16 protein-coding genes are annotated in these 20,038 nt (G+C 73.6%); 8 read left to right on the top strand and 8 right to left on the bottom strand.

Features of this window, described 5'->3' with window-relative positions; all coding sequences use genetic code 11:
- Positions 1–41: 41 nt before the first annotated feature.
- A complete protein-coding gene (locus AB0F71_RS10465) occupies positions 42–1,631 on the bottom strand; it encodes a M4 family metallopeptidase (protein WP_360230682.1) in 1,590 nt (529 codons plus the stop codon).
- 228 nt (positions 1,632–1,859) lie between these two features.
- Between AB0F71_RS10465 and AB0F71_RS10470 the strand changes: the two genes are divergently transcribed.
- Positions 1,860–3,188, top strand: coding sequence for a hypothetical protein (locus AB0F71_RS10470; RefSeq protein WP_360230684.1), 1,329 nt, complete (start codon positions 1,860–1,862; stop codon positions 3,186–3,188).
- Positions 3,189–3,232: 44 nt separating this feature from the next.
- On the opposite strand, the gene AB0F71_RS10475 is transcribed toward AB0F71_RS10470, so the two are convergent.
- Positions 3,233–5,341 (bottom strand): amino acid adenylation domain-containing protein, encoded by a 2,109-nt coding sequence (locus AB0F71_RS10475; RefSeq protein WP_360230686.1) that lies wholly within the window; start codon positions 5,339–5,341, stop codon positions 3,233–3,235.
- Between the two features lie 229 nt (positions 5,342–5,570).
- On the opposite strand from AB0F71_RS10475, the gene AB0F71_RS10480 reads away from it, so the two are divergent.
- The 4 genes from AB0F71_RS10480 to efeU all read left to right on the top strand — a co-directional run bounded on the left by AB0F71_RS10480 (position 5,571) and on the right by efeU (position 9,977).
- Positions 5,571–6,386 (top strand): ATP-binding cassette domain-containing protein, encoded by an 816-nt coding sequence (locus AB0F71_RS10480; RefSeq protein WP_360230688.1) that lies wholly within the window; start codon positions 5,571–5,573, stop codon positions 6,384–6,386.
- A 142-nt stretch (positions 6,387–6,528) separates the two neighbouring features.
- Complete coding sequence (efeO, locus tag AB0F71_RS10485; protein ID WP_360230690.1) at positions 6,529–7,677, top strand: iron uptake system protein EfeO; 1,149 nt, start codon at positions 6,529–6,531, stop codon at positions 7,675–7,677.
- A 127-nt stretch (positions 7,678–7,804) separates the two neighbouring features.
- The gene (gene efeB / locus AB0F71_RS10490) at positions 7,805–9,109 is read left to right on the top strand and encodes an iron uptake transporter deferrochelatase/peroxidase subunit (protein ID WP_360230692.1); all 1,305 of its coding nucleotides are present in this window, start codon (positions 7,805–7,807) and stop codon (positions 9,107–9,109) included.
- 34 nt (positions 9,110–9,143) lie between these two features.
- Positions 9,144–9,977, top strand: a complete 834-nt coding sequence (gene efeU / locus AB0F71_RS10495) for an iron uptake transporter permease EfeU (protein ID WP_360230694.1) — start codon at positions 9,144–9,146, stop codon at positions 9,975–9,977.
- A gap of 114 nt (positions 9,978–10,091) precedes the next feature.
- Here efeU and AB0F71_RS10500 read toward each other — a convergent pair whose 3' ends face one another.
- Entirely contained in the window at positions 10,092–12,350 is a 2,259-nt protein-coding gene (locus AB0F71_RS10500) for a restriction endonuclease (RefSeq protein ID WP_360230696.1), read from the bottom strand.
- 300 nt (positions 12,351–12,650) lie between these two features.
- On the opposite strand from AB0F71_RS10500, the gene AB0F71_RS10505 reads away from it, so the two are divergent.
- Complete coding sequence (locus tag AB0F71_RS10505; protein WP_360230698.1) at positions 12,651–12,881, top strand: hypothetical protein; 231 nt, start codon at positions 12,651–12,653, stop codon at positions 12,879–12,881.
- A gap of 33 nt (positions 12,882–12,914) precedes the next feature.
- Here AB0F71_RS10505 and AB0F71_RS10510 read toward each other — a convergent pair whose 3' ends face one another.
- The gene (locus tag AB0F71_RS10510; RefSeq protein WP_360230700.1) at positions 12,915–13,547 is read right to left on the bottom strand and encodes a maleylpyruvate isomerase N-terminal domain-containing protein; all 633 of its coding nucleotides are present in this window, start codon (positions 13,545–13,547) and stop codon (positions 12,915–12,917) included.
- Between the two features lie 157 nt (positions 13,548–13,704).
- Here AB0F71_RS10510 and AB0F71_RS10515 point away from each other — a divergent pair, with 157 nt between their 5' ends.
- Positions 13,705–14,643 carry a DUF2797 domain-containing protein gene (locus AB0F71_RS10515; protein WP_360230702.1) on the top strand — a complete coding sequence of 313 codons (939 nt, stop codon included), beginning with the start codon at positions 13,705–13,707 and terminating at the stop codon, positions 14,641–14,643.
- A 58-nt stretch (positions 14,644–14,701) separates the two neighbouring features.
- On the opposite strand, the gene AB0F71_RS10520 is transcribed toward AB0F71_RS10515, so the two are convergent.
- The 4 genes from AB0F71_RS10520 to AB0F71_RS10535 all read right to left on the bottom strand — a co-directional run bounded on the left by AB0F71_RS10520 (position 14,702) and on the right by AB0F71_RS10535 (position 18,786).
- The gene (locus AB0F71_RS10520) at positions 14,702–15,013 is read right to left on the bottom strand and encodes a hypothetical protein (protein ID WP_360230704.1); all 312 of its coding nucleotides are present in this window, start codon (positions 15,011–15,013) and stop codon (positions 14,702–14,704) included.
- Between the two features lie 388 nt (positions 15,014–15,401).
- Complete coding sequence (locus tag AB0F71_RS10525; protein ID WP_360230706.1) at positions 15,402–16,139, bottom strand: succinate dehydrogenase/fumarate reductase iron-sulfur subunit; 738 nt, start codon at positions 16,137–16,139, stop codon at positions 15,402–15,404.
- Positions 16,136–18,085: a fumarate reductase/succinate dehydrogenase flavoprotein subunit gene (locus AB0F71_RS10530; RefSeq protein WP_360230708.1), complete on the bottom strand. Its 1,950-nt coding sequence runs from the start codon at positions 18,083–18,085 to the stop codon at positions 16,136–16,138. The genes AB0F71_RS10525 and AB0F71_RS10530 overlap by 4 nt, the downstream gene beginning before the upstream one ends.
- Positions 18,082–18,786, bottom strand: a complete 705-nt coding sequence (locus tag AB0F71_RS10535) for a succinate dehydrogenase cytochrome b subunit (protein WP_360230710.1) — start codon at positions 18,784–18,786, stop codon at positions 18,082–18,084. Before AB0F71_RS10535 ends, AB0F71_RS10530 begins: the two co-directional genes overlap by 4 nt.
- Positions 18,787–18,882: 96 nt before the next feature.
- Here AB0F71_RS10535 and AB0F71_RS10540 point away from each other — a divergent pair, with 96 nt between their 5' ends.
- A complete protein-coding gene (locus tag AB0F71_RS10540; RefSeq protein ID WP_360230712.1) occupies positions 18,883–19,836 on the top strand; it encodes a LysR substrate-binding domain-containing protein in 954 nt (317 codons plus the stop codon).
- The last annotated feature ends 202 nt before the right edge of the window (positions 19,837–20,038 follow it).

The raw sequence follows: 20,038 nt of genomic DNA on the forward strand, positions 1-20,038 counted from the left end.
GCATCAGTTGACGCATTACTTGTGACGCACTGCTTGACGCATCAGTTGACGCTGACGGCGCTCCAGGCCGCAGCGACCGCGTTGTACTCGGTGCTGCCCGCGCCGTAGAGGTCGCGGGCGGCGTTGAGCGAGGCGGCGCGGGCGCCCTTGTAGTTGGTGGTGGAGGTCATGTAGACGGTCAGCGCGCGGTACCAGATCTTGGCGACCTTCTGGTTGCCGATGCCGGTGACCGTGGACTTGTTGCAGGTGGGGCTGTTGTAGGCGACCCCGTTGACGGTCTTGCTGCCGCTGCCCTCGCTGGCGAGGTAGAACCAGTGGTTGCCGACGCCGGAGGAGTTGTGGACGTCCAGCTTGCCGACCGAACTGCTCCAGCAGTCGGCCGACTTGCCGTCCAGCGAGGGCTTGTCGAAGCGGCGCAGCCACGGCGGGGTGGACTGGTCGCTGAACAGGTAGTCGCCGGTGTCGATCCTGTTGTTGGCGTACCACTCGACCATGGTGCCGAAGATGTCGCTGGTCGACTCGTTGAGGCCGCCGGACTCGCCGCTGTAGCGCAGGTTGGCGGTGGCGCTGGTGACGCCGTGGGTCATCTCGTGGCCCATGGTGTCGAGGTCGACCTGCTCGGGGTCGGTGGTGCCGTCGCCGTCGCCGGTCATCATGCAGAAGCAGCTGTCGGACCACTGGGCGTTGTCCCAGTTGGTGCCGACGTGCACGAAGACGGTGGCGCCCTTGCCGTCGTTCTTGATGCCGTTCCGGCCGTGCACGTTCTTGTAGTAGTCGTACGTCCAGGCGGTGTTGGCGTGGGCGTCGACGGCGGCGGTGGCACGGTTGGTGGAGAACTTCCTCCCGTCGCCCCAGACGTTGGTGGTGCTGGTGAACGGGGTGCCGGAGCTCGCCTTGATCGAGCTCGCGGACAGGTTGCCGGCGTCCTTGGTGACGTGGCCGCGGACCGGGTCGGTGAGGGTGTAGCCGCCGTTGGCCGGGGTGGTGTCGACGGTGACCTGGCCGGTGTACTCGGAGTTCCCGGTGCCGGCGGCCTGGTGCTCGGCGTCGTAGGACTCGATCTGCTCGCCGGTGGTGGCGTCGGTGACGACGACCTTGCCGGCCGGCTGGCCGTGCTCGCCGGTGCCCTCGACGACGGTGCGCCAGGCCAGTCGCGGGGTGCCGTCGGCGGCCCAGACGACCAGTTCGGGGCTGCTGGTGGCGTCCCGGACACCGGGGGCGGCGGAGAGCGCGTCGGCGGCGCCGGCCTGGGCGGGGACCTTGGGGACGGTGGTCTTCACGGCGGCGTCGTGGGCGGCCGCCCGGGAGGAGTCCTTGAGCCTGCCGCGGGCGTCCTGGTGGACGACCAGGTCGCCGCCGACCACGGGAAGTCCCTGGTAGGTGCGGTCGAAGCGGATGTGCGAGGTGCCGTCGGGGTCGAGGACGACGTCCTTGAGGACGAGGTCCTGGCCCGCGCCGTAGCCGAACACCCCGGGGTTGTGGGTGACGTTGGCGCGGGCCTGGGCGATCGCGGCCTCGCGGCCGACCGGGGCGGCGGAGGCCGTGGTGGGGACGGCCACGGCGGCGAGGGCGGCGACGACGGCTATCGCTCCGGCCGTGCGGGCACGACGGGAGGAGGAGTTGGGGCTCACTCTGACTCCAGTGGGGGTGGGGTGCAGGAAAAGGGGCTGCAAAGAGCTGCGACCGAGATTGACGGCGATCAGTCAGATCGGGCTAGAGGAAAAGTCATAACTTTGCCAAGTTGTGTCCTGGTCCAGTCAAAAATGATCGGAACTTAACAAGCCGTCCACACTGCCGTCGTGACGGTCGACTACCGAGGCGGGGCCCGTCGGCGCTGCGACGCCCTATGCTTCCGCTCCATGGACGGATGGGTGGGGGCCTGGACCGGCGGGCGGGCGGCGGTGCACCTGGGCAACGTCGCGGACTTCAACGCCCAGTTCTTCGCCCCGGGCATGGACGCCGCCCAGCGGGCGCGGCGGCTGCGGCAGGCGCACCACTACGCCTGTCTGGCCGTCGGCTACAGCCCGGAACCGGCCGTGCTGGTGCTGCCCGCCGAGGTCGACCGGGCCTGGACCGACTGGCTGGGCCGCGAACTCGCCTGGGGGCCGGTCGAGGTGCACACCGGGGTGGCCGCCGACCGGACGCTCGCCGAGGCGCTCGCCGCCCGCCCCGCACTTGCCGCCAGGATCGCCGACTCCGGCCGTCCGGTGGTCAGTTGGGGCCGCACCACCGCGCAGGGCGAGGGGCCCGAGCTGGCCGCCGTACGCCGCTACGAGTCCAAGGCCGCCGCGCACGGGCTGTTCACCGCCCTCGCCCCCGAGCACCCCGGGATCGTCGTCCCCGCCCAGGAGCGCGCGGAGAGCCGTCGTCGCGCGGCGCGCAGACTCACCGTCCGTGCGGTCCGGGGCCTGACCACCGTCCTCAAGAGCCCGTACGGCGTGGGCGGTTACGGCACCGTCGTGGTCGAGCCCGCCGAACTGTTCGCCGCCGGCGGCGGAGGCGCCCTGCTGCGCCGCCTGGTGCGCTCCGAACTCCTGCCGCCGGACGGCGAGTTGCTGTTGGAGGAGTACGTGGACCCGGGCCCGGCCGCCCGGCTGCGGGACGTCACCTACGATGCCGTGATCGGCCCGGACGGCACCGTGCACCCGGTCGGGGCCGGCGCCATGGAGGTGGCCGGCACCCGCTACCAGGGCGTCACCGTCGGCCCCGGCACCGTGCCGCGGGCCGCCGCCGACACGGCCCGCGGCTTCGCCCTGGCGGTGGGGGAGCGGCTGGCCGCCGAGGGCTACCGTGGCTGGTACGACGTCGACTTCGTCACCGACCGGCAGCGCCGCCTCGCCCCCACCGAGATCAACCTGCGGCTCACCGGCCCCGCCGTCGCCTTCGTGCTACGCGAGCGGTTGGACCAGGTACGCGGCCCGGGCCACCTGGTCCGCACCCTGGACGCGCTGCCGCTCGGCGCCCGGCTCGCCCCCGAGGCGCTGCACGAGCACCTCGACCGACTGCGCCCGCGCTGCGCCCGGCTCGGCGTCACCCTGCTGCCGCTGATCCCGACGGCCGCCCACGACCCGGAGCCCGCCGTCGGACTTGCCCTGGCCGGGCCCGACGCCGAGGCGCTGGACGCCGCGCAGGCACTGGTCGCGGCGGCCAACCACGCCCTGACCGGAATGTTCGAGGCCCTACGCTGACGAACTGCGCTGCGAACTGCGCTGCGAACTGCGCTGACGAACCGTCAGTTCACCTTCCGTGGAGCGGGTTTGCGCAGCAGGAAGATCACCACGATCACCGCGGCCAGCATCAGCGGGATGTTGAACACGTACACCATCGTGGTCTCGCGCGGCCAGTCGTCGGCCGCGGTCAGCCGGTAGAGGTTGTCCTGCGGCCACCAGTTGGCGAGCAGCCAGAACACGGACAGGTAGGTGAGCACCGACAGCCCGGGCGAGCGGCCCAGCCGCAGCACCGACGGGAGGCCGAGGACCAGGAAGGCCAGCCCGGCGCCGAACGCGGCGCACTCGCAGAAGTAGAGCAGGCCGAACCAGAAGTGGTACGCGCCGGGCACCCCCGAGAGGTCCGTCGACCCGGGGAAGAAGGTGTCCGTGAGGGCCCGGGAGACGATGGTGGCGGTCACCGTGAGGAAGAGGGCCAGGCAGCCCGCCGCGTCCTTGGCGCCCGCCCCGCCCCCGGCCTTCCCGCCGCCCTTGCGGCTGCCGCCCGCCTTGGCCGAGCGCGGCGCGGTGTGCTCCGGCGGGGCCGGCAGCGGCAGCTCGGCGCGGTCCAGCTTCCCGGCCCGGGTGCGCGGCAGCTCCGGGACGACGACCACCGCGGCCGGCGCCGAGAAGCCCTTGAGCTCGGTCAGCAGGTACTGGGTGAGCGACCAGCCGTCCACCCCCTCCGGACCGCCCTGGGTGGGCACCGCGTAGCCGACCAGCACCGGTTTCCCCGGTGTGGGCCGCACCTCGACCACGGCGGCCTCCCGGACCGACGGATGGGCGCGCAGCGCGCCCTCGGCGCGGGCCGCCGCCTTGACCCGGGTGGTCACCGTGGTCGCCCGGTCCGTGCCGAGCGGGCCGACCACGGTGGTGGCCCGGCCGACGAACTCCAGTACGCCGTCCGCCCGCAGCCGCCCGAGGTCGCCGGTGAGCAGCACCTTTCCGTCCGGGTCGTAGTCGGCGCGCACGAAGCGCCGGGCGGTGTCCAGCGGCCGGTTGAGGTAGCCGCGGGTCAGGCCCGAGCCCGCGATCGCGATCTCACCGACCCGCCCGGGCGCCACCGGGGTGGCCTGGGGGCCCAGCACGTACACCCGGGTGCCGGGGAAGGGCCGGCCGACCAGCGAGACCCGCTCCGCGCCCTCGGCGGCGGCCGCGCCGCGCACCTCGAACCAGGTGCTGTCGACGGTGGCCTCGGCCAGGCCGTAGACGTTCAGCACCCTGGTGTCCCCGCCGAGCAGCCGTTGCAGGCCCAACTGCTCGTCCAGGTACCACTTCTCGGCGCCGACGGTGAGCAGCCGCACCCCGGGCAGCCCGGCGCCGGTCGCGGCCAGCAGGTCGGTGAGGCGGCGCGCCGTGCGGACGTTCAGTTCCATGACCGTGATCCGCTCCTGCGCCACCAGCGCGGGCAGCGCGGCGAGGTCGGCGGTGCGGTCCAGGGTGAGGTTGAAGGCGGTGACCACCAGGGTCGCGCCGGTGCCCAGGGCGCGCACCCAGTCGGCGGTGAAGACGTCGAACTCCAGGCTCGCCGTCTGCAGGATCCGGTCGGCGGGCGTCAGCCCGTACACCTCGCGCCAACCGGCGTACGCGGCCAGCAGGTTGCGGTGCTCGACCAGGGCGCCGGTGGGCAGGCCGGTGGAGCCGGAGGTGTAGAAGACGCAGGCGACGTCCTCGGGGGAGACCTCCGGCGGCACGAACTCCCGCTCAGGCAGGTCCAGTTCGTCCAGGCAGACGGGCTCCGCAGGGCCCGCGTCGGCCAGCCGGACCAGATGGCGGCGCTCCGTCAGCAGCAACGCGGGCGCGGCGTCGCCCAGGACGTGCCGTAGCAGGGCGTCGGGCGCGGTCGGCTCCAGCGGCACGAACGCGGCGCCGGTCTTCAACACCGCCAGCAGGGCGACGTACACCCCGGTGCCCCGGCCCAGCGCGACGGCCGCCCGGGCGCCCGGGCCGAGCCCGCGCCCCGCCAGGTGGGCGGCCAGCCGCACCGCCCGCTCGTCCAGTTCCCGGTACGTCAGCTCCTCGCCGCCGCACCGCACCGCCACCGCCTCCGGCGCCCGGCGGGCCTGCCGTTCGACCAGCTCGTGCAGCGTGGCGGCGGCGCGCTCCCCGTCCGTCGCCCTCGGATCCACAGTCATCGTCGGACCTCCCCCTGTCCCCCTCGGAAGGATCCAATCCTCCTCCCAACTCACCCCGGACGACAGGGTTCTGGTGATTCCGCCCCCGGCCGTCGCGGTCCACCCCTCGGATGCCGCGGGGCCGCCCCGGGCCGACGGTTGTACTGTGCACGCGGACGGTCGGCGCCGGGCCGGTCCGGTGCGGCGCCGACCACCCCCTTGACCGGCACCGTGATCGGAGAACCGCACCATGGCCCCGTCCTTCGACGGCCCGCTGCTGCGCACCCAGGACGTGGACGTCGTGCGCGACGGCCGGCACCTGCTGCGCGGCATCACCCTGGAGATCCAGCCCGGCGAGCACTGGGCACTGCTCGGTCCCAACGGGGCGGGCAAGTCCACCCTGCTCGCCCTGCTCGGCGCGGTCTCCCACCCCACCCGCGGCACGGTGGACGTGCTCGGCCGCCGGCTCGGCCGGGTCGACATCCGTGAACTGCGTGCCCACCTCGGGCACGTCAACCCGCGCCACCCGCTGCGCTCGCCGCTGAGCGTGCGCGAGGTGGTGCTCACCGGCCACACCAACACCATCGAGCCGGAGTGGCACCGCAAGCCCGCCCCCGAGGCGGTGGAGCGGGCCGAGCAGCTGATCGAGACCCTCGGCATGGCCGCGATGGCGGACGCCCCGTGGACCACGCTCTCCCAGGGCGAGCGCGGCCGGGCCCTGATCGCCCGCGCGCTGATGCCCAGCCCCCGCCTGCTGCTGCTCGACGAGCCCGCCACCGGTCTCGACCTGACCGCCCGCGAGCTGCTGCTGGACAGCCTGGACCTGCTGCGCCACCAGCACCCCGAACTGGCCAGCGTGCTGGTCACCCACCACCTGGAGGAGCTGCCGGAGAGCACCACCCACGCGCTGCTGCTGCGCGAGGGCGAGTGCCTGGCGGCCGGTCCGGTGGACGAGGTGATGACCACGGAGCTGATCAGCGCGACCTTCGGCCACCCGATCCGGATCACCCGCCAGGAGGGCCGCTGGACGGCCCGCGCCGCCGCCCGCCGCGCGCCCGGGAGGTAACGGTTCGGGCAGGGCAGGGGGCCGGGTGTCGACGGTAAAGACTTCTTACGTAAGGTATGCCTTAGCTAAATCAGGAGGCACCGGCCCGGCCGGTGCTTTACCCGGCCTTGGCACCCCCATGCCCTTTTCCGTTGGAGCCCCCATGTCCGCCCGCCGCCGTTCCACCGCAGCCGCGCTGCTCAGCCTCGCCGTGGCCACCGCCGCCCTGGCGGGCTGCGCGTCGAAGAAGGACGACAAGGCGGGCGGGTCGGACGCGGTCAAGGTCAACGCCACCGACACCGCCTGCGAGGTGTCCAGGACCAGCTTCCCGGCCGGTCACGTGGTGATCGACATCAGCAACAAGGGCTCCAAGACCACCGAGGTCTACGTCTACGCCGCCGGCGACAAGATCGTCACCGAGCGGGAGAACATCGGCCCCGGCACCAAGGCCAGCATCAACGCCGAGATCAAGGCGGGCAGCTACGAGGTCGCCTGCAAGCCCGGCATGGTCGGCGACGGCATCCGCCAGAAGATCACCGTGACCGGCGACAGCGGCAGCGCCGCCCCCGCCGACCCGCGCCTGGCCGCCGCCGTCGACGCCTACCGCAAGTACGCCCAGGAGCAGGCCGACGCCACCGTCCCGGCGGTCGAGGCCTTCGCCGCCGCGATCAAGGGCGGCGACCTGGAGAAGGCCAAGTCGCTGTACGCCCCCTCGCGCACCGGCTGGGAGCGCACCGAGCCGGTCGCCGAGAGCTTCGGCGACGTCGACCCCAAGACCGACACCCGCGAGGACAAGCTGGAGCAGGGCCAGGCCTGGACCGGCTGGCACCGCCTGGAGAAGGCCCTCTGGGCCGACGCCAGGATCGGCGACGAGGAGAAGACCCTCGCCGACCAGCTGGTCACCGACCTCAAGGACTGGCAGAAGAAGATCCCCGAGGCGGAGATCACCGCGACCAGCATGGCCAACGGCGCCAAGGAACTGCTCGACGAGGTCGCCACCAACAAGATCACCGGTGAGGAGGACCGCTACAGCCACACCGACCTCGCGGACTTCCAGGCCAACGTCGAGGGCGCCCAGAAGGCCTACGAGCTGTTGAAGCCGGTCGCCGCCGAGAAGGACCCGGAGCTGTCGAAGACCCTCGACGCCGAGTTCACCGCCATCAACGCCCTGCTCGCCAAGTACAAGCAGGCCGACGGCACCTTCACCCCGTACGACAAGGTCACCGAGGCCGAGCGCAAGACCTTCTCCGACGCGGTCAACTCGCTGGGCGAGCCGCTGTCGAAGCTGGCCGCCGCCGTGGTCGTCAAGTAGCCGACCGGCACCGGGAGTCCGGCACCGCCGGCAGCTCCAGCGCTTCCGGACTTCCAGCATCTCCAGCAGTTCCAGCACCTCTAGTAGTTCCAGTAGTTCAGCAAGAGTGAGAAGGGCCCGCCCGCCGATGGACGCCGAGAAAGAGCAGCAGCAGGGTGCCCCGGCCGCTGCCGCCACCCCCACCCCGGGCGCGGTCAGCCGCCGCGCCGTCATCGGCTGGGCCGGTGCGGGCGTCGCGCTCGGCGCCGCGGCCGTCGGCTCGGTCGCGGCGGCGAGCCGCCAGGACGACGACCCCGTCCCGGCGGCCGGCGCGACGGTCGCGGCGGAGGTCCCGTTCTACGGCGACCACCAGGCCGGTATCGCCACCCCCGTCCAGGACCGGCTGCACTTCGCGGCCTTCGACGTCTCCGAGAAGGCGACGCGGGAATCCCTGGTCAAGCTGCTCAAGGAGTGGACCAAGGCGGCCGCCGCGATGGCCGGCGGCCGCGAGGTCGGCACCGGCGCCGTCCCGGCCTCCGCGGAGGCCCCGCCGGACGACACCGGCGAGGCCCTCGGCCTGCCCGCCTCCCGGCTCACCCTCACCATCGGCTTCGGCCCCGGCCTGTTCGAGAAGGACGGCGTCGACCGCTTCGGCCTCAGGGCCCAGCGCCCCGAGGCCCTGATCGAGCTGCCCACCTTCAAGGGCGACAAGCTCGACCCGCTGCGCAGCGGCGGCGACCTCTGCGTCCAGGCCTGCGCCGACGACCCGCAGGTCGCGGTGCACGCGATCCGCAACCTGGCCCGGATCGGCATGGGCACCGTCAACATCCGCTGGTCCCAGCTCGGCTTCGGCAAGACCTCCTCGACCACCCCGGACCAGCAGACCCCGCGCAACCTGATGGGGTTCAAGGACGGCACCCACAACATCGCGGGCAGCGACGGCGCCAACCTCGCCGAGCACGTCTGGGCCGCCCCCGGCGACGGCCCGGAGTGGATGACCGGCGGCTCCTACCTGGTCGCCCGGCGGATCCGGATGCACATCGAGACCTGGGACCGCGCCCCGCTCAAGGACCAGGAGGACACCTTCGGCCGCACCAAGGGCGAGGGCGCCCCGTACGGCAAGGCCAAGGAGCACGACGCCCCCGACCTCAAGGCGATGCCCGCGACCTCGCACGTCGCCCTGGCCCACCCGGACGCCAACAACGGCCTGATGATCCTGCGCCGCGGCTTCTCCTTCACCGACGGCACCGACGGCCTCGGCCGCCTGGACGCCGGACTGTTCTTCCTCGCCTACCAGCGCGACACCCGCAAGGCCTTCGTCCCGCTCCAGCAGCGGCTCGCGGCCTCGGACAAGCTCAACGAGTACATCCAGCACGTCGGCTCCGCCCACTTCGCCTGCCCGGCGGGTGTCCGCAAGCCGGGGGAGTGGTGGGGCCAGGCCCTGTTCGGCTGATCCTTCCCACCCCCAACACCCCGAGGAGTCAGCCGTGTTCGGCAACTACCTGATCGGCCTGCGCGAAGGCCTCGAGGCCAGCCTGGTCGTCTGCATCCTGATCGCCTACCTGGTCAAGACCGACCGCCGGGACAAGCTGCCGCCGGTGTGGCTCGGCGTCACCGCGGCCGTGGTGCTCTCCATGGTCTTCGGCGCGGTCCTCCAGTTCGGTTCCTCGCAGCTGACCTTCGAGGCCCAGGAGGCGCTCGGCGGCTCGCTGTCGATCATCTCGGTCGGGCTGGTGACCTGGATGGTGTTCTGGATGCGGCGCACCGCCCGGCACCTCAAGACCGAGCTGCACGGCAAGCTGGACGCGGCGATCGCGATGGGCACCACGGCGCTGGTGGTCACCTCCTTCCTGGCGGTCGGCCGCGAGGGCCTGGAGACCGCGCTGTTCATCTGGTCCGCGGTGCAGGCCACCGACGACGGCTGGAACCCGCTGATCGGCGCCGCGCTCGGCCTGCTCACCTCGGTGGTGCTCGGCTGGCTGTTCTACCGCGGGGCGTTGAAGATCAACCTGGCGAAGTTCTTCACCTGGACCGGCGCGATGCTGGTCGTGGTCGCGGCCGGCGTGCTCGCCTACGGCGTCCACGACCTCCAGGAGGCCGGCTGGCTGCCCGGCCTGCACGCCACGGCCTTCGACATCTCCAGCACCATCCCCAAGGACAGCTGGTACGGCACCCTGCTCAAGGGCGTGTTCAACTTCCAGCCGGACCCGACCGTGCTCCAGCTGGTGGTCTGGCTGGCGTACCTGCTGCCGACGCTGGCCGTGTTCTTCAACCTGTTCGGGAACCGGGCGAAGCCCGTCGCCGCCAAGCCGGCCGCCTGACCCGGTCGTTCACCGCACACCCGCCGCACAGCACCGCACCGCCCTGCTTGGCACCCGCCGGGCGGGGCGGTGTCGTCAGCCGGAGGGGCCCATGGGGACCAAAGTCCCGGCCCGTCACTCCACCGCGACGCCGAAGGCCGTCGCCAGCCCCGTCAGACCGTTCGTCACCGCCCGCGCCGAGGGCTCGAACTGCCAGCCCGTGGACGCCCGTCGGAAGCTCCCGAGCAGCATCGCCGAGTCCGGCATGCCGCCGTTCGCCCCCGGCCACCGGGCCGGACCGGCCGCCCCCGGCCCGTACTCCGCCGCGACGGCCAGCCCGTACACGTGACCGAGCGGCAGCGTCGGGTGCTCCTCCTCCTCGGTGGACACCGCCAGCACCACCTCGTCCACGGCGGCCGGCAGCCGGTGCAGGTCCAGGCTCAGCCGGGCCGCCCGGGCCGGCTCGCCCGGCACCGAGTGGGTGGGGTGCAGCCGGACGGCGCCGTCCGGGTCCTGCGGGTTGTTGAAGAACACGAAGTGCTCGTCGCTCAGCACCCGGCCGCGGGCGCACAGGAACGCCGTGACGTCCAGCTCCACGGGCTCCCCGCCGGCCGTCCGGCTCTGCCAGCTCACCGTGACCTTGCTGTGCGGGGCGTCCGGCTCCTGCCGTCCCGCCGCCGGGCCGCCCGCGTCGTCGGTCCCGCTGCGGGTGCTGCCGCCCGTGCCGTCGCTGCCGTCCGTACCGTCGGCGCCGCCCCCGGCGCCAGCGCCGCCCGTACCGGCCCCCGTGCCGCCGCCGAGCCGCCCGCGCAGCCCCTGGTCGGCCAGCAGCTCCACCAGCTCCGGCCCGCTCACCAGGGTCAGCGGCTTGCCCTCGATGTAGCTGTACGAGCCCTTGCCGAAGCCCGCCGTGGTCACCAGGATGCCCTTGATCGCGCCGTGGTGGCGCACGGTGGACTCCAGGTCGCGCACGGCCGTCGGCGGGACGGTCTTCCGGTACCGCTTTGCCTGGATCACGATCTTGCCGCCGGTCACCGGGTCCAAGTCCTCGGCGACCACGTCCACCCCGACGTCACCGCTGCGGGCCGTCGTCATCACCCGGAAACCGCGCAAGCGGAACAACTCGGCGATCAGGTCCTCGAAGTCCAGCGGATCCATCTCGAAGAGGTCCGGCTCCTCGTCGCCGAAGCGCCCGGCCATGCTGCCGCCCACCGACTCCGGCAGCCGGTCCGGCTTCACCTCGTCCAGCCGCTCCGGCCGCGCCGACAGCTTGCCGCCCAGCCCCTGGAAGCACTCCACCGGGGCCACCCGGTCCAGTGCCAGCCCCGAGAACTCGGCCCGGGTCGCGGTCAGCGTGGACAGGAAGCGCTCGGCTTCCCGGCCCGTCGCCGGATCGATCCCCAGCACGAAGCCGTTCACCACCACCGAGTCCAGCATCCCGTCCCGGTCCGCCCGGAACAGCTCGGCCGCCACCCGCAGCGCCGACTGCGCCAGCACCTCCCGGTACAGCGCCTTGCGCTCGGTCGCCGGCCGGGCCACCTCCGCCTCGCGGTCGTCCGCCTTCACGTACCGCACCCGCGCGGCGGCCGGCACCACGTCCGGGCCGGGCAGCTCCCAGTTCACCACCAGCTGACGGCTCGACACCTCCCAGGCCGCCACCAGCCGGTGCGGGAAGCCCTCCGGCCAGGCCGCCGAGGCGTACAGCCCCGCCGTGAAGTACTCCTGCACGGCCTCCGGTTCGCCCGCCCGCAGCCGCCGCAGCAACTCCTCCGTCCCGGTGCTGCGCTCCTCCTCCTGCCGGCGGAAGCCCTCCGCCCACCTCAGGTACTCCTGGTGGTACGCGGCCAGCCGGGACTGCCGGTCCGCCTCCCGGGCCTGGGCGGCGTACCAGTCCTGCTCGAACCGGGCCCGGGCCTGCGCCAGGTACTGCTCGTACTGGCGGCGCACCCCGGCGTTGCGGGCCTGCGCCGTGTCCGGCGGCGGCACGTGGTAGGCGGCGGACGTCTGGTCCGGCATCGGCACCGGCACGCCCAGCGGCCCCGGATCGAACGGCGGCACCGGGCGCGGCGCCAGCAGGGCCTGCGGCCCGAACGCCGGCGCGGCCAGGCCGGCCGTCAACAGCCCGCGCAACTCCTCCACCCGGGCGTCCAGTTCCGCCGTCCGCCGGGCCGCCTCCGCCTCCCGCGACTGCTGGTACGCGCGCTGCGCCTCCCGCTCGTCCCGGGCGGCCGCCCGCTGCGCCTCGCGCTGGGCCCGTTCGTGCCGGCGCAACTCCGCCGCCTCGGCACGCCACCGGGCCTCCTCCCGGCGCTGCTGCTGCCGCTGCGCCTCCGCCCAGACCGCCAGCACCCCGCTGTTCCGCCGCCCCGCCACCAGCCACCCCTTCGCGCTCACACCGACCCGGCCGCCCCGCGCCACCTCCGGGCACCACCGCCGACCGCGCCCGCCAGAATAGAACGTGGACGCCCCGCCCGGCCAAGCCCCCGCGACCAGGGCGGCTGTCGGTCGCCCGGACCGGTGGGGGCGACCCGCCGGGCGGCGGGGGTACGGGCCTTGCGGGGCCCGGCCGTCGGGGCCGCCGGGGCCATCGTGCGTGTCGCCGGGTGGGTGCCGTGGAACTGGACAGCGGGGGCGGTGGACAGCCGGGGCGGTCGGGCGGATCATCGTCAGGAAGCCGACCCAGGGGGAGAGTTCATGAGCATCAGCAGTGCCGTCCGCGCCGCCGCGCTGGCCGCCGTCGTCGGGTTCGCCGTGCTGGCGGCCGGTGCGGGGCCGGCCGCCGCGACAGGGGCTCCGGACACGGGCAACACCTACCCCGCCTTCGTGGTGCAGGCCGGGGATCCGGTCTCCGGTCAGGCCGCCGGTGAGGCCGCCGGTGAGGCCGCCGGTCAGGCCGCCGGTCAGGTCGGCGCGCCCGTCCGGTAGCCCGTCGAACCGACGCACCCCCGCGCCGGCCCGTCAGTCGCGCGGTTCCGCGTACCAGCGCCAGTCGGTGCGGAGGGGGCGGTCGGGGAGGGTGGCGCGGCCGGTGGCCCACAGGAGGGTGGGCCAGGGGGCGGCGGTGCGGGGGACGTCCGGGAACAGGCGGTCCAGGGTGCGGGTGCAGAGCTCGGCCGGCGGGTCCCAGCGGAGGCCGAGGCCCTGGGTGACGTCGTGCAGGTGGACCAGGGTCTCGACCAGGCTCATGGCGACGAAGCCGCTCGGGTCGGCGAGCCCCCAGGGGTGGTACGCGCGGGCCTGCGGCGGGGCGACCCGGGCGATCGCGACCATCAACCCGCCACTGGCGTCCAGGACTTCGAGCAGCCCCGGGACGCCGTCGGCCGGATCGGCGCGGACGAAGTTGTTCGGGCCGCCCGGGGCGCGGCGGGTCGCCACGAAGGGCACGTAGCGGTCGCGGGGCGGTCGGGCGGGGCCCAGCTGGGCGGCGTAGGCGAGGAGGTCGTCGGCCAGGTGCTCGACGGTCTCCCAGCAGCTCCAGTCGAGGGCGCCGGCGGGCCGGGACCAGTCCGCGTCCGCCGGGGCGCCCGCGAGGGCGTCCACGGCGAGGCGGAGGGCGAGGGCCAGGTCGTCCGGGGTCGGTGAGTCGATCATGGGCGGGACGCTAGCAGCGGCTGCGGGGCGGCGGCCACGGAAGGCGCGGCGTAGGTCGTCGGTGTCCGAGTCGTTCACGGCTTTCGGCCCGCAGGACGCGACTGTCAGTGGCAGCGGGTAGCCTCACCTGATCGAAGAGCTCCAGGGAGGGATGCCCGTGACGGTCCCCGCACCGCAGCACCCGGACCGGCCCGCCGGCTGGGTCTCCACCGGCCTGAGCTGGCACGAAGGCCGGGCCCTGCTCTGCGCCGTGCGCGGCGCCCGGGTGCACGAGCGCGCCGTGGCGCCCGGTACGGAGGTCGGCTGGCTGCTCGGCGGCCCGCGCCGCTGTGTGGGCGCCTGGCTGGCCGGGGCGACGGAGCGCACGCCCTGCCCGCACCACGCGGTGGTCGACCCGGGCGGCAGCGCCACCCAGTGCCCGGCCTGCCAGAGCGTGGACCGCGGCCTGGCGCTCGCCCGGGACCAGATCCTCGACGACGGCCGCACCTACCTGCTCTACCTCGCCTGGTTCGGCGAGGGCCTGTTGAAGGTCGGTCTCACCGCCGAGCAGCGTGGCGACAGCCGGCTGCTGGAACAGGGCGCGCTGGCCTACGCGTTCACCGCGCGCGGCGGCCTGCCCGCGGTCCGCCGCGCCGAACTCACCGTCGCCGCCTCGGGCCTGGCGCGCGAGCGGTACAAGTCCCGGCTCAAGACCGACCACTGGTGGTCGCACGGCGACGCCCCGTACCGCCGCGCCGTGCTGACGGAGGCCCGCGCCCGGGCGCACCGGCTGCTGGACGGGCACGCCGTGGAGCTGCTCGCGGACCGCCCGGTGGTGGACCACGTGGAGCGCTACGGCCTGGCCGGGGGCGCCCCGGAGGCCTACCGGGAGGTCACCGGACTGGCCGCGGGCGCGGTGATCGCCGGTACGCTGCGCCCGCCGGTGGGGCGCCACCTCTTCCTGGACCAGCCGGACGGCTCCGGCCCGCTGCTGCTGGACACCCGGCGGCTGACCGGCTGGACGCTCACGCCGGTGGCCGGCCGGGCCTCGGCAGGGCTGGTGCTGGAGGAGCGGGTCCGCCCGCCGGAACCGGACACCCAGGAGGCGCTGTTCTGAGCACGCGCGCCGGCGGCACTTCGCCTGCGGTACCTGACGGGGCCCTCGGAGGAGCGGCTCAGCCCAGCTTGCCGCGCACCCCGCCCGGACCGGAGCGCGCCCGCCGGGACAGCGGCGGACGGGACGGGCGGACGTCGGCGCGCCCGGCGGAGACCGGCTCGGCGGCCTCGGCGGCGCGCCGGGCCAGCGCGGCCCGGGCGGCGGCCAGCGCGACCCGGGCGAGCAGCGGGTCCTCCCGGAGGCCCGCCGCGCGCTTGGACGTCTGACAGGAGGAGCACCAGACCGGCGAGGCCGGCCCGTCCGGATAGACCATGCCCTCCGGCGGCAGGTAGTGCCCACCGCACTCGACGCACTCGAAGCACAACCTCATCCGACGATCACCGTCCCGGATCCGTGGCACCGACCGCACGGCGACCAGAAGGTGTGAACGCTGGGCACCATGCTTCCTTCCTCGTCCAGTTCGACCGTTGCCTCGGTCTTCTGGGTCCCCCCGGACCCGCCGCAGCCGGAGCAGGACTGAACCTCGGGCATATGCCGTCCTTCCCTCGCGGAGCACCACCGTAGCGCGATTTTCCGTCAGGAAGCACCGAGCGCGGCGTTCCACCACTCGTTCGGGGAGCGCGAACTGCCCTCGCACGCCCCGGAGAAGGGCGTCCCCCCGTGGAACGGGAGCGTCGGGGAGCGGGATCGTGGTAGCACGGCGTCGGCCCCTCGCCTGAGCACCAGAGCGAGGGGCCGACCGTCTCGGGGGAGGGGCGTCAGCCGCGGGCGGCCCGCAGGAACTCCCGGTTCATGGCCGCGATGCTGGGCAGCGGGATGCCCTTGGGGCAGGCGGTGGCGCACTCGCCGGTGTTGGTGCAGCCGCCGAAGCCCTCGGCGTCCATCGCCGCGACCATGTTCCGCACCCGGGCGGAACGCTCCGGCGCGCCCTGCGGCAGCACGTTGAGGTGCACCACCTTGGCGGAGGTGAACAGCATCGCCGAGCCGTTCGGGCAGGCGGCCACGCAGGCGCCGCAGCCGATGCACTCGGCGTGCTCGAAGGCGGTGTCGGCGGCCTCCTTGGGGACGGGCGTGGCGTGCGCGTCGGGGGCACTGCCGGTGGGGGCGGTGATGTAGCCGCCGGAGCCGATGATCCGGTCGAAGGCGGAGCGGTCCACCACGAGGTCCTTGACCACCGGGAAGGCCGAGGCCCGCCAGGGTTCCACGTCGATGGTGTCGCCGTCCCGGAAGTGCCGCATGTGCAACTGGCAGGTGGTGGTGCGCTCGGGGCCGTGCGCCTGGCCGTTGATGACCATGCCGCAGGCCCCGCAGATGCCCTCGCGGCAGTCGTGGTCGAAGGCGACCGGCTGGTCGCCGCGGGTGATCAGTTCCTCGTTGAGGGTGTCGAGCATCTCCAGGAAGGACATGTCCGGGCTGATGCCGCTGACCTGGTAGGTGGTCATCGAGCCGGGTGCGTCCGGGCCCGCCTGGCGCCAGATGCGCAGGGTGAGGTTCATGCGTAGCTCCGCTGGGTGGGGTGGACGTGTTCGAACTCGAGGTGCTCGCGGTGGAGGACGGGCGCCTCGCCGGTGGCGGTGAACTCCCAGGCGGCGGCGTAGCTGAAGTCCTCGTCGCGCCGGGCGGCCTCGCCGTCGGGGGTCTGGCTCTCGGTGCGGAAGTGGCCGCCGCAGGACTCGGCGCGGTGCAGCGCGTCCAGGCACATCAGCTCGGCGAGCTCGAAGTAGTCGACCAGCCGGTTGGCCTTCTCCAGCGACTGGTTGAGCTCCTGGCCGCTGCCGGGCACCTTGATCCGGCGCCAGAACTCCTCGCGCAGCTGCGGGATCCGGGCCAGGGCGCGCCTGAGGCCGGCCTCGTCGCGGGCCATCCCGCACTCGTCCCAGAGCAGTTCGCCGAGTTCGCGGTGGAAGGAGTCCGGGGTGCGGTCGCCGTCGACGGAGAGGATCAGGTTGAGCCGGTCCTCGACCTCCGCCTCGACCTCGGTGAGCACCGGGTGGTCGGCGGGGACGGCGGCGACCGGGTTGCGGGCCAGGTAGTCGTTGATGGTGGGCGGCAGTACGAAGTAGCCGTCGGCCAGGCCCTGCATCAGCGCGCTGGCGCCGAGCCGGTTGGCGCCGTGGTCGGAGAAGTTGGCCTCGCCGATCGCGAACAGGCCCGGGACGCTGGTCTGCAGGTCGTAGTCGACCCAGAGCCCGCCCATCGTGTAGTGGATCGCCGGGTAGATCCGCATCGGCACCCGGTACGGGTCCTCGGCGGTGATCCGCTCGTACATGTCGAAGAGGTTGCCGTACTTGGCCTCGACGGCCTCCCGGCCCATCCGGCGGATCGCGTCGGCGAAGTCCAGGTACACGCCCTGGCCGCCGGGGCCGACGCCGCGGCCCTCGTCGCAGACGTTCTTGGCGGCCCGGGAGGCGATGTCGCGGGGCACCAGGTTGCCGAAGGAGGGGTAGATCCGCTCCAGGTAGTAGTCCCGCTCCTCCTCCGGGATCTGCCCGGGCGGGCGGGTGTCGCCCTTGGCCTTGGGCACCCAGATCCGGCCGTCGTTGCGCAGCGACTCGCTCATCAGGGTGAGCTTGGACTGGTGGTCGCCGGAGCGCGGGATGCAGGTGGGGTGGATCTGGGTGAAGCACGGGTTGGCGAAGTAGGCGCCGCGCCGGTGGGCCCGCCAGACGGCGGTGGCGTTGGAGTTCTTGGCGTTGGTGGAGAGGTAGAAGACGTTGCCGTAGCCGCCGGTGGCGAGGACGACCGCGTCCGCGGTGTAGGAGCGGATCTCCCCGGTGACCAGGTCCCGGGCGACGATGCCGCGGGCCCGGCCGTCGACCACCAGCAGGTCCAGCATCTCGGTGCGCGGGTGCATCTCCACGTTCCCGGCGGCGATCTGCCGGGAGAGCGCCTGGTAGGCGCCGAGCAGCAGCTGCTGGCCGGTCTGGCCGCGGGCGTAGAAGGTACGGGAGACCTGCACGCCGCCGAAGGAGCGGGTGTCCAGCAGGCCCCCGTACTCGCGGGCGAAGGGGACGCCCTGGGCGACGCACTGGTCGATGATCTCCACCGACACCTGGGCGAGCCGGTGCACATTGGACTCGCGGGCGCGGAAGTCGCCGCCCTTGACGGTGTCGTAGAACAGCCGGCGGACGGAGTCGCCGTCGTTGCGGTAGTTCTTGGCCGCGTTGATGCCGCCCTGGGCGGCGATCGAGTGGGCCCGTCGCGGGGAGTCCTGGAAGCAGAACTGGACGACGTGGTAGCCCTGTTCGGCGAGGGTGGCGCCGGCCGCGCCGCCGGCCAGGCCGGTGCCGACCACGATCACGGTGTGCTTGCGCCGGTTCGCCGGGTTGACCAGCTTGGCGTCGAACCGCCGCTGGTCCCAGCGCTGTTCGATCGGCCCGGCGGGGGCCTTGGTGTCGGCGATCGGCTCGCCGACGGTGTAGTCGACGTACGTGCTGCTCACTTCACCACTCCGAACATCACGGCGAGGGGGACGGACAGGAAGCCGACGGTCAGCAGGAGCGCCAGGCCGTTCGCGCTCAGCTTGAGCGCCTTGTCGCGGCGGGCGTTGTTGGCGCCGAGGGTCTGCGCGGCGCTCCAGAAGCCGTGCCGGATGTGGAAGCCGAGGGCCACCACCGCGAGGATGTAGAACACGTCGCTGTACCAACGGCCGAAGGTGCCCACGACGTTCTGGTAGACGTGGCCGTGCTCGGCGACCGGGTTCACGGTGAGCGTGGTGAGGTCCAGGATGTGCCACACGATGAACAGCCCGAGGATCACCCCGCCCCAGCGCATGGTGCGGGTCGCGTAGCTGGCCCGGCGGCGCTGGTGCACGTACTTGCTCGGGCGGGCGGCGAGGTCCCGGCGGCTGAGCTGGTACGCGGAGACGCCGTGCAGGACGACGGCGGCGACCAGGCCGACCCGGGCGATCCACAGGAACCACTCGTGGCCGAGGAAGGGCTGGCCGATGGTGCGCAGCCAGGCCGCGTAGCCGTTGATGTCGTCGGGGCCGAAGAAGACCTTGAGGTTGCCCAGCATGTGCGCGACCAGGTACAGCAGCATCGCCAGTCCGGTGACGGCCATGACCGCCTTCTTGCCGACGGTCGACCGCCACAGGGTCACCAGGGTGGACGGATGCCGGGCCGTCCGAGTCGCGGTTGTCATGGCAGCAACGGTAGGGACGGTCGCCAGGGTGCGTCCAAGACATGCTGCGGCTGGTGACGATAGCCGGGGCCTATCGTCGCGGCTTACCCTGGCCGTGTGCAGCTCCAGCAACTCCGCTACTTCCTGGCCGTCGCCGAGACCCGGCACTTCACCCGGGCCGCCGAGGCCGAACATGTCGCCCAGCCCTCGCTCTCCCAGCAGATCCGTTCGCTGGAACGGGAGTTGGGCGCCGAACTGTTCCACCGCACCCGGGGCAACATCGCCCTCACCGACGCCGGGGACGCCCTGCTGCCGCTCGCCCGGCGCATCCTCGCGGACACCGAGAGCGCCCGCCTCGCCGTCCAGGAGACGGTCCAGCTGCGCCGCGGCCGGGTCCGGCTGGGCGCCCCGCCGAGCCTGTGCACCAGCCTGGTGCCGGACGTGCTGCGGGTCTTCCGGGACCGCTACCCGGGCGTCGCGCTCGGGGTGCGCGAGGGCGGCTCGCGCGACCTGGTGCGCTGGCTGGCCGCGGGGGAGCTGGACCTCGCGCTGATCATCACCCCGACCAGCGGGGAGGCCGCGCCCGCCCTGGCCGTCACCGAGCTGCTGCACGAGGCGCTGGTGCTGGTCTCGGCCGACCGTCCGGGCGGCGAGCGTCCGGGCGGCGAGCGGCGCCGCCGGCGCACCGTGCGGGTGGCCGAGCTGGACGGGCGGCCGCTGGTGATGTTCCGGGAGGGTTACGACGTCCGGGAGGCGGCCCTGGCGGCCTGCCGGGCGGCGGGCTTCGAGCCGGAGTTCGCCGTGGAGGGCGGCGAGATGGACGCGGTACTGGGCTTCGTCCGGGCCGGGCTCGGGCCCGCGATCGTCCCAGGCATGGTGGCGGCCCGCTCGGGGCTGACCGTCACGCCCTTCGCCGGACCGGGCCTGGGCCGCACCATCGCCGTAGCGCACGGCCACGAGGTGCCGCTCACCCGCGCCGCCGAGGCCCTGCGCGCCACCCTCCTGGCACACCTGCGCGACGCCGCCCGCTCCGGCGAACTCCCTCCCGGCACACGGCTGTTGCTGCCGTGAGGTCCGAGTCCGTACTCCTGGGCGAGGATCGACGAGAGCAGCGAGGCGAGGCGTTGGGCCGGACACCGTGGAGGGAGCGGCACACCGGGGCTCCGCGAACCAGGTGACGTCCGGTACCAGCATCAGCGGCCGGTGTGGCAGGGTGGGCGGCGCGGCGGAGGCCTCGGGCCGCATCCCGGCGATCCGGTCCGGTGCGGGCCGG

Source organism: Kitasatospora sp. NPDC028055, assembly GCF_040637885.1.
Lineage (GTDB): Bacteria > Actinomycetota > Actinomycetes > Streptomycetales > Streptomycetaceae > Kitasatospora.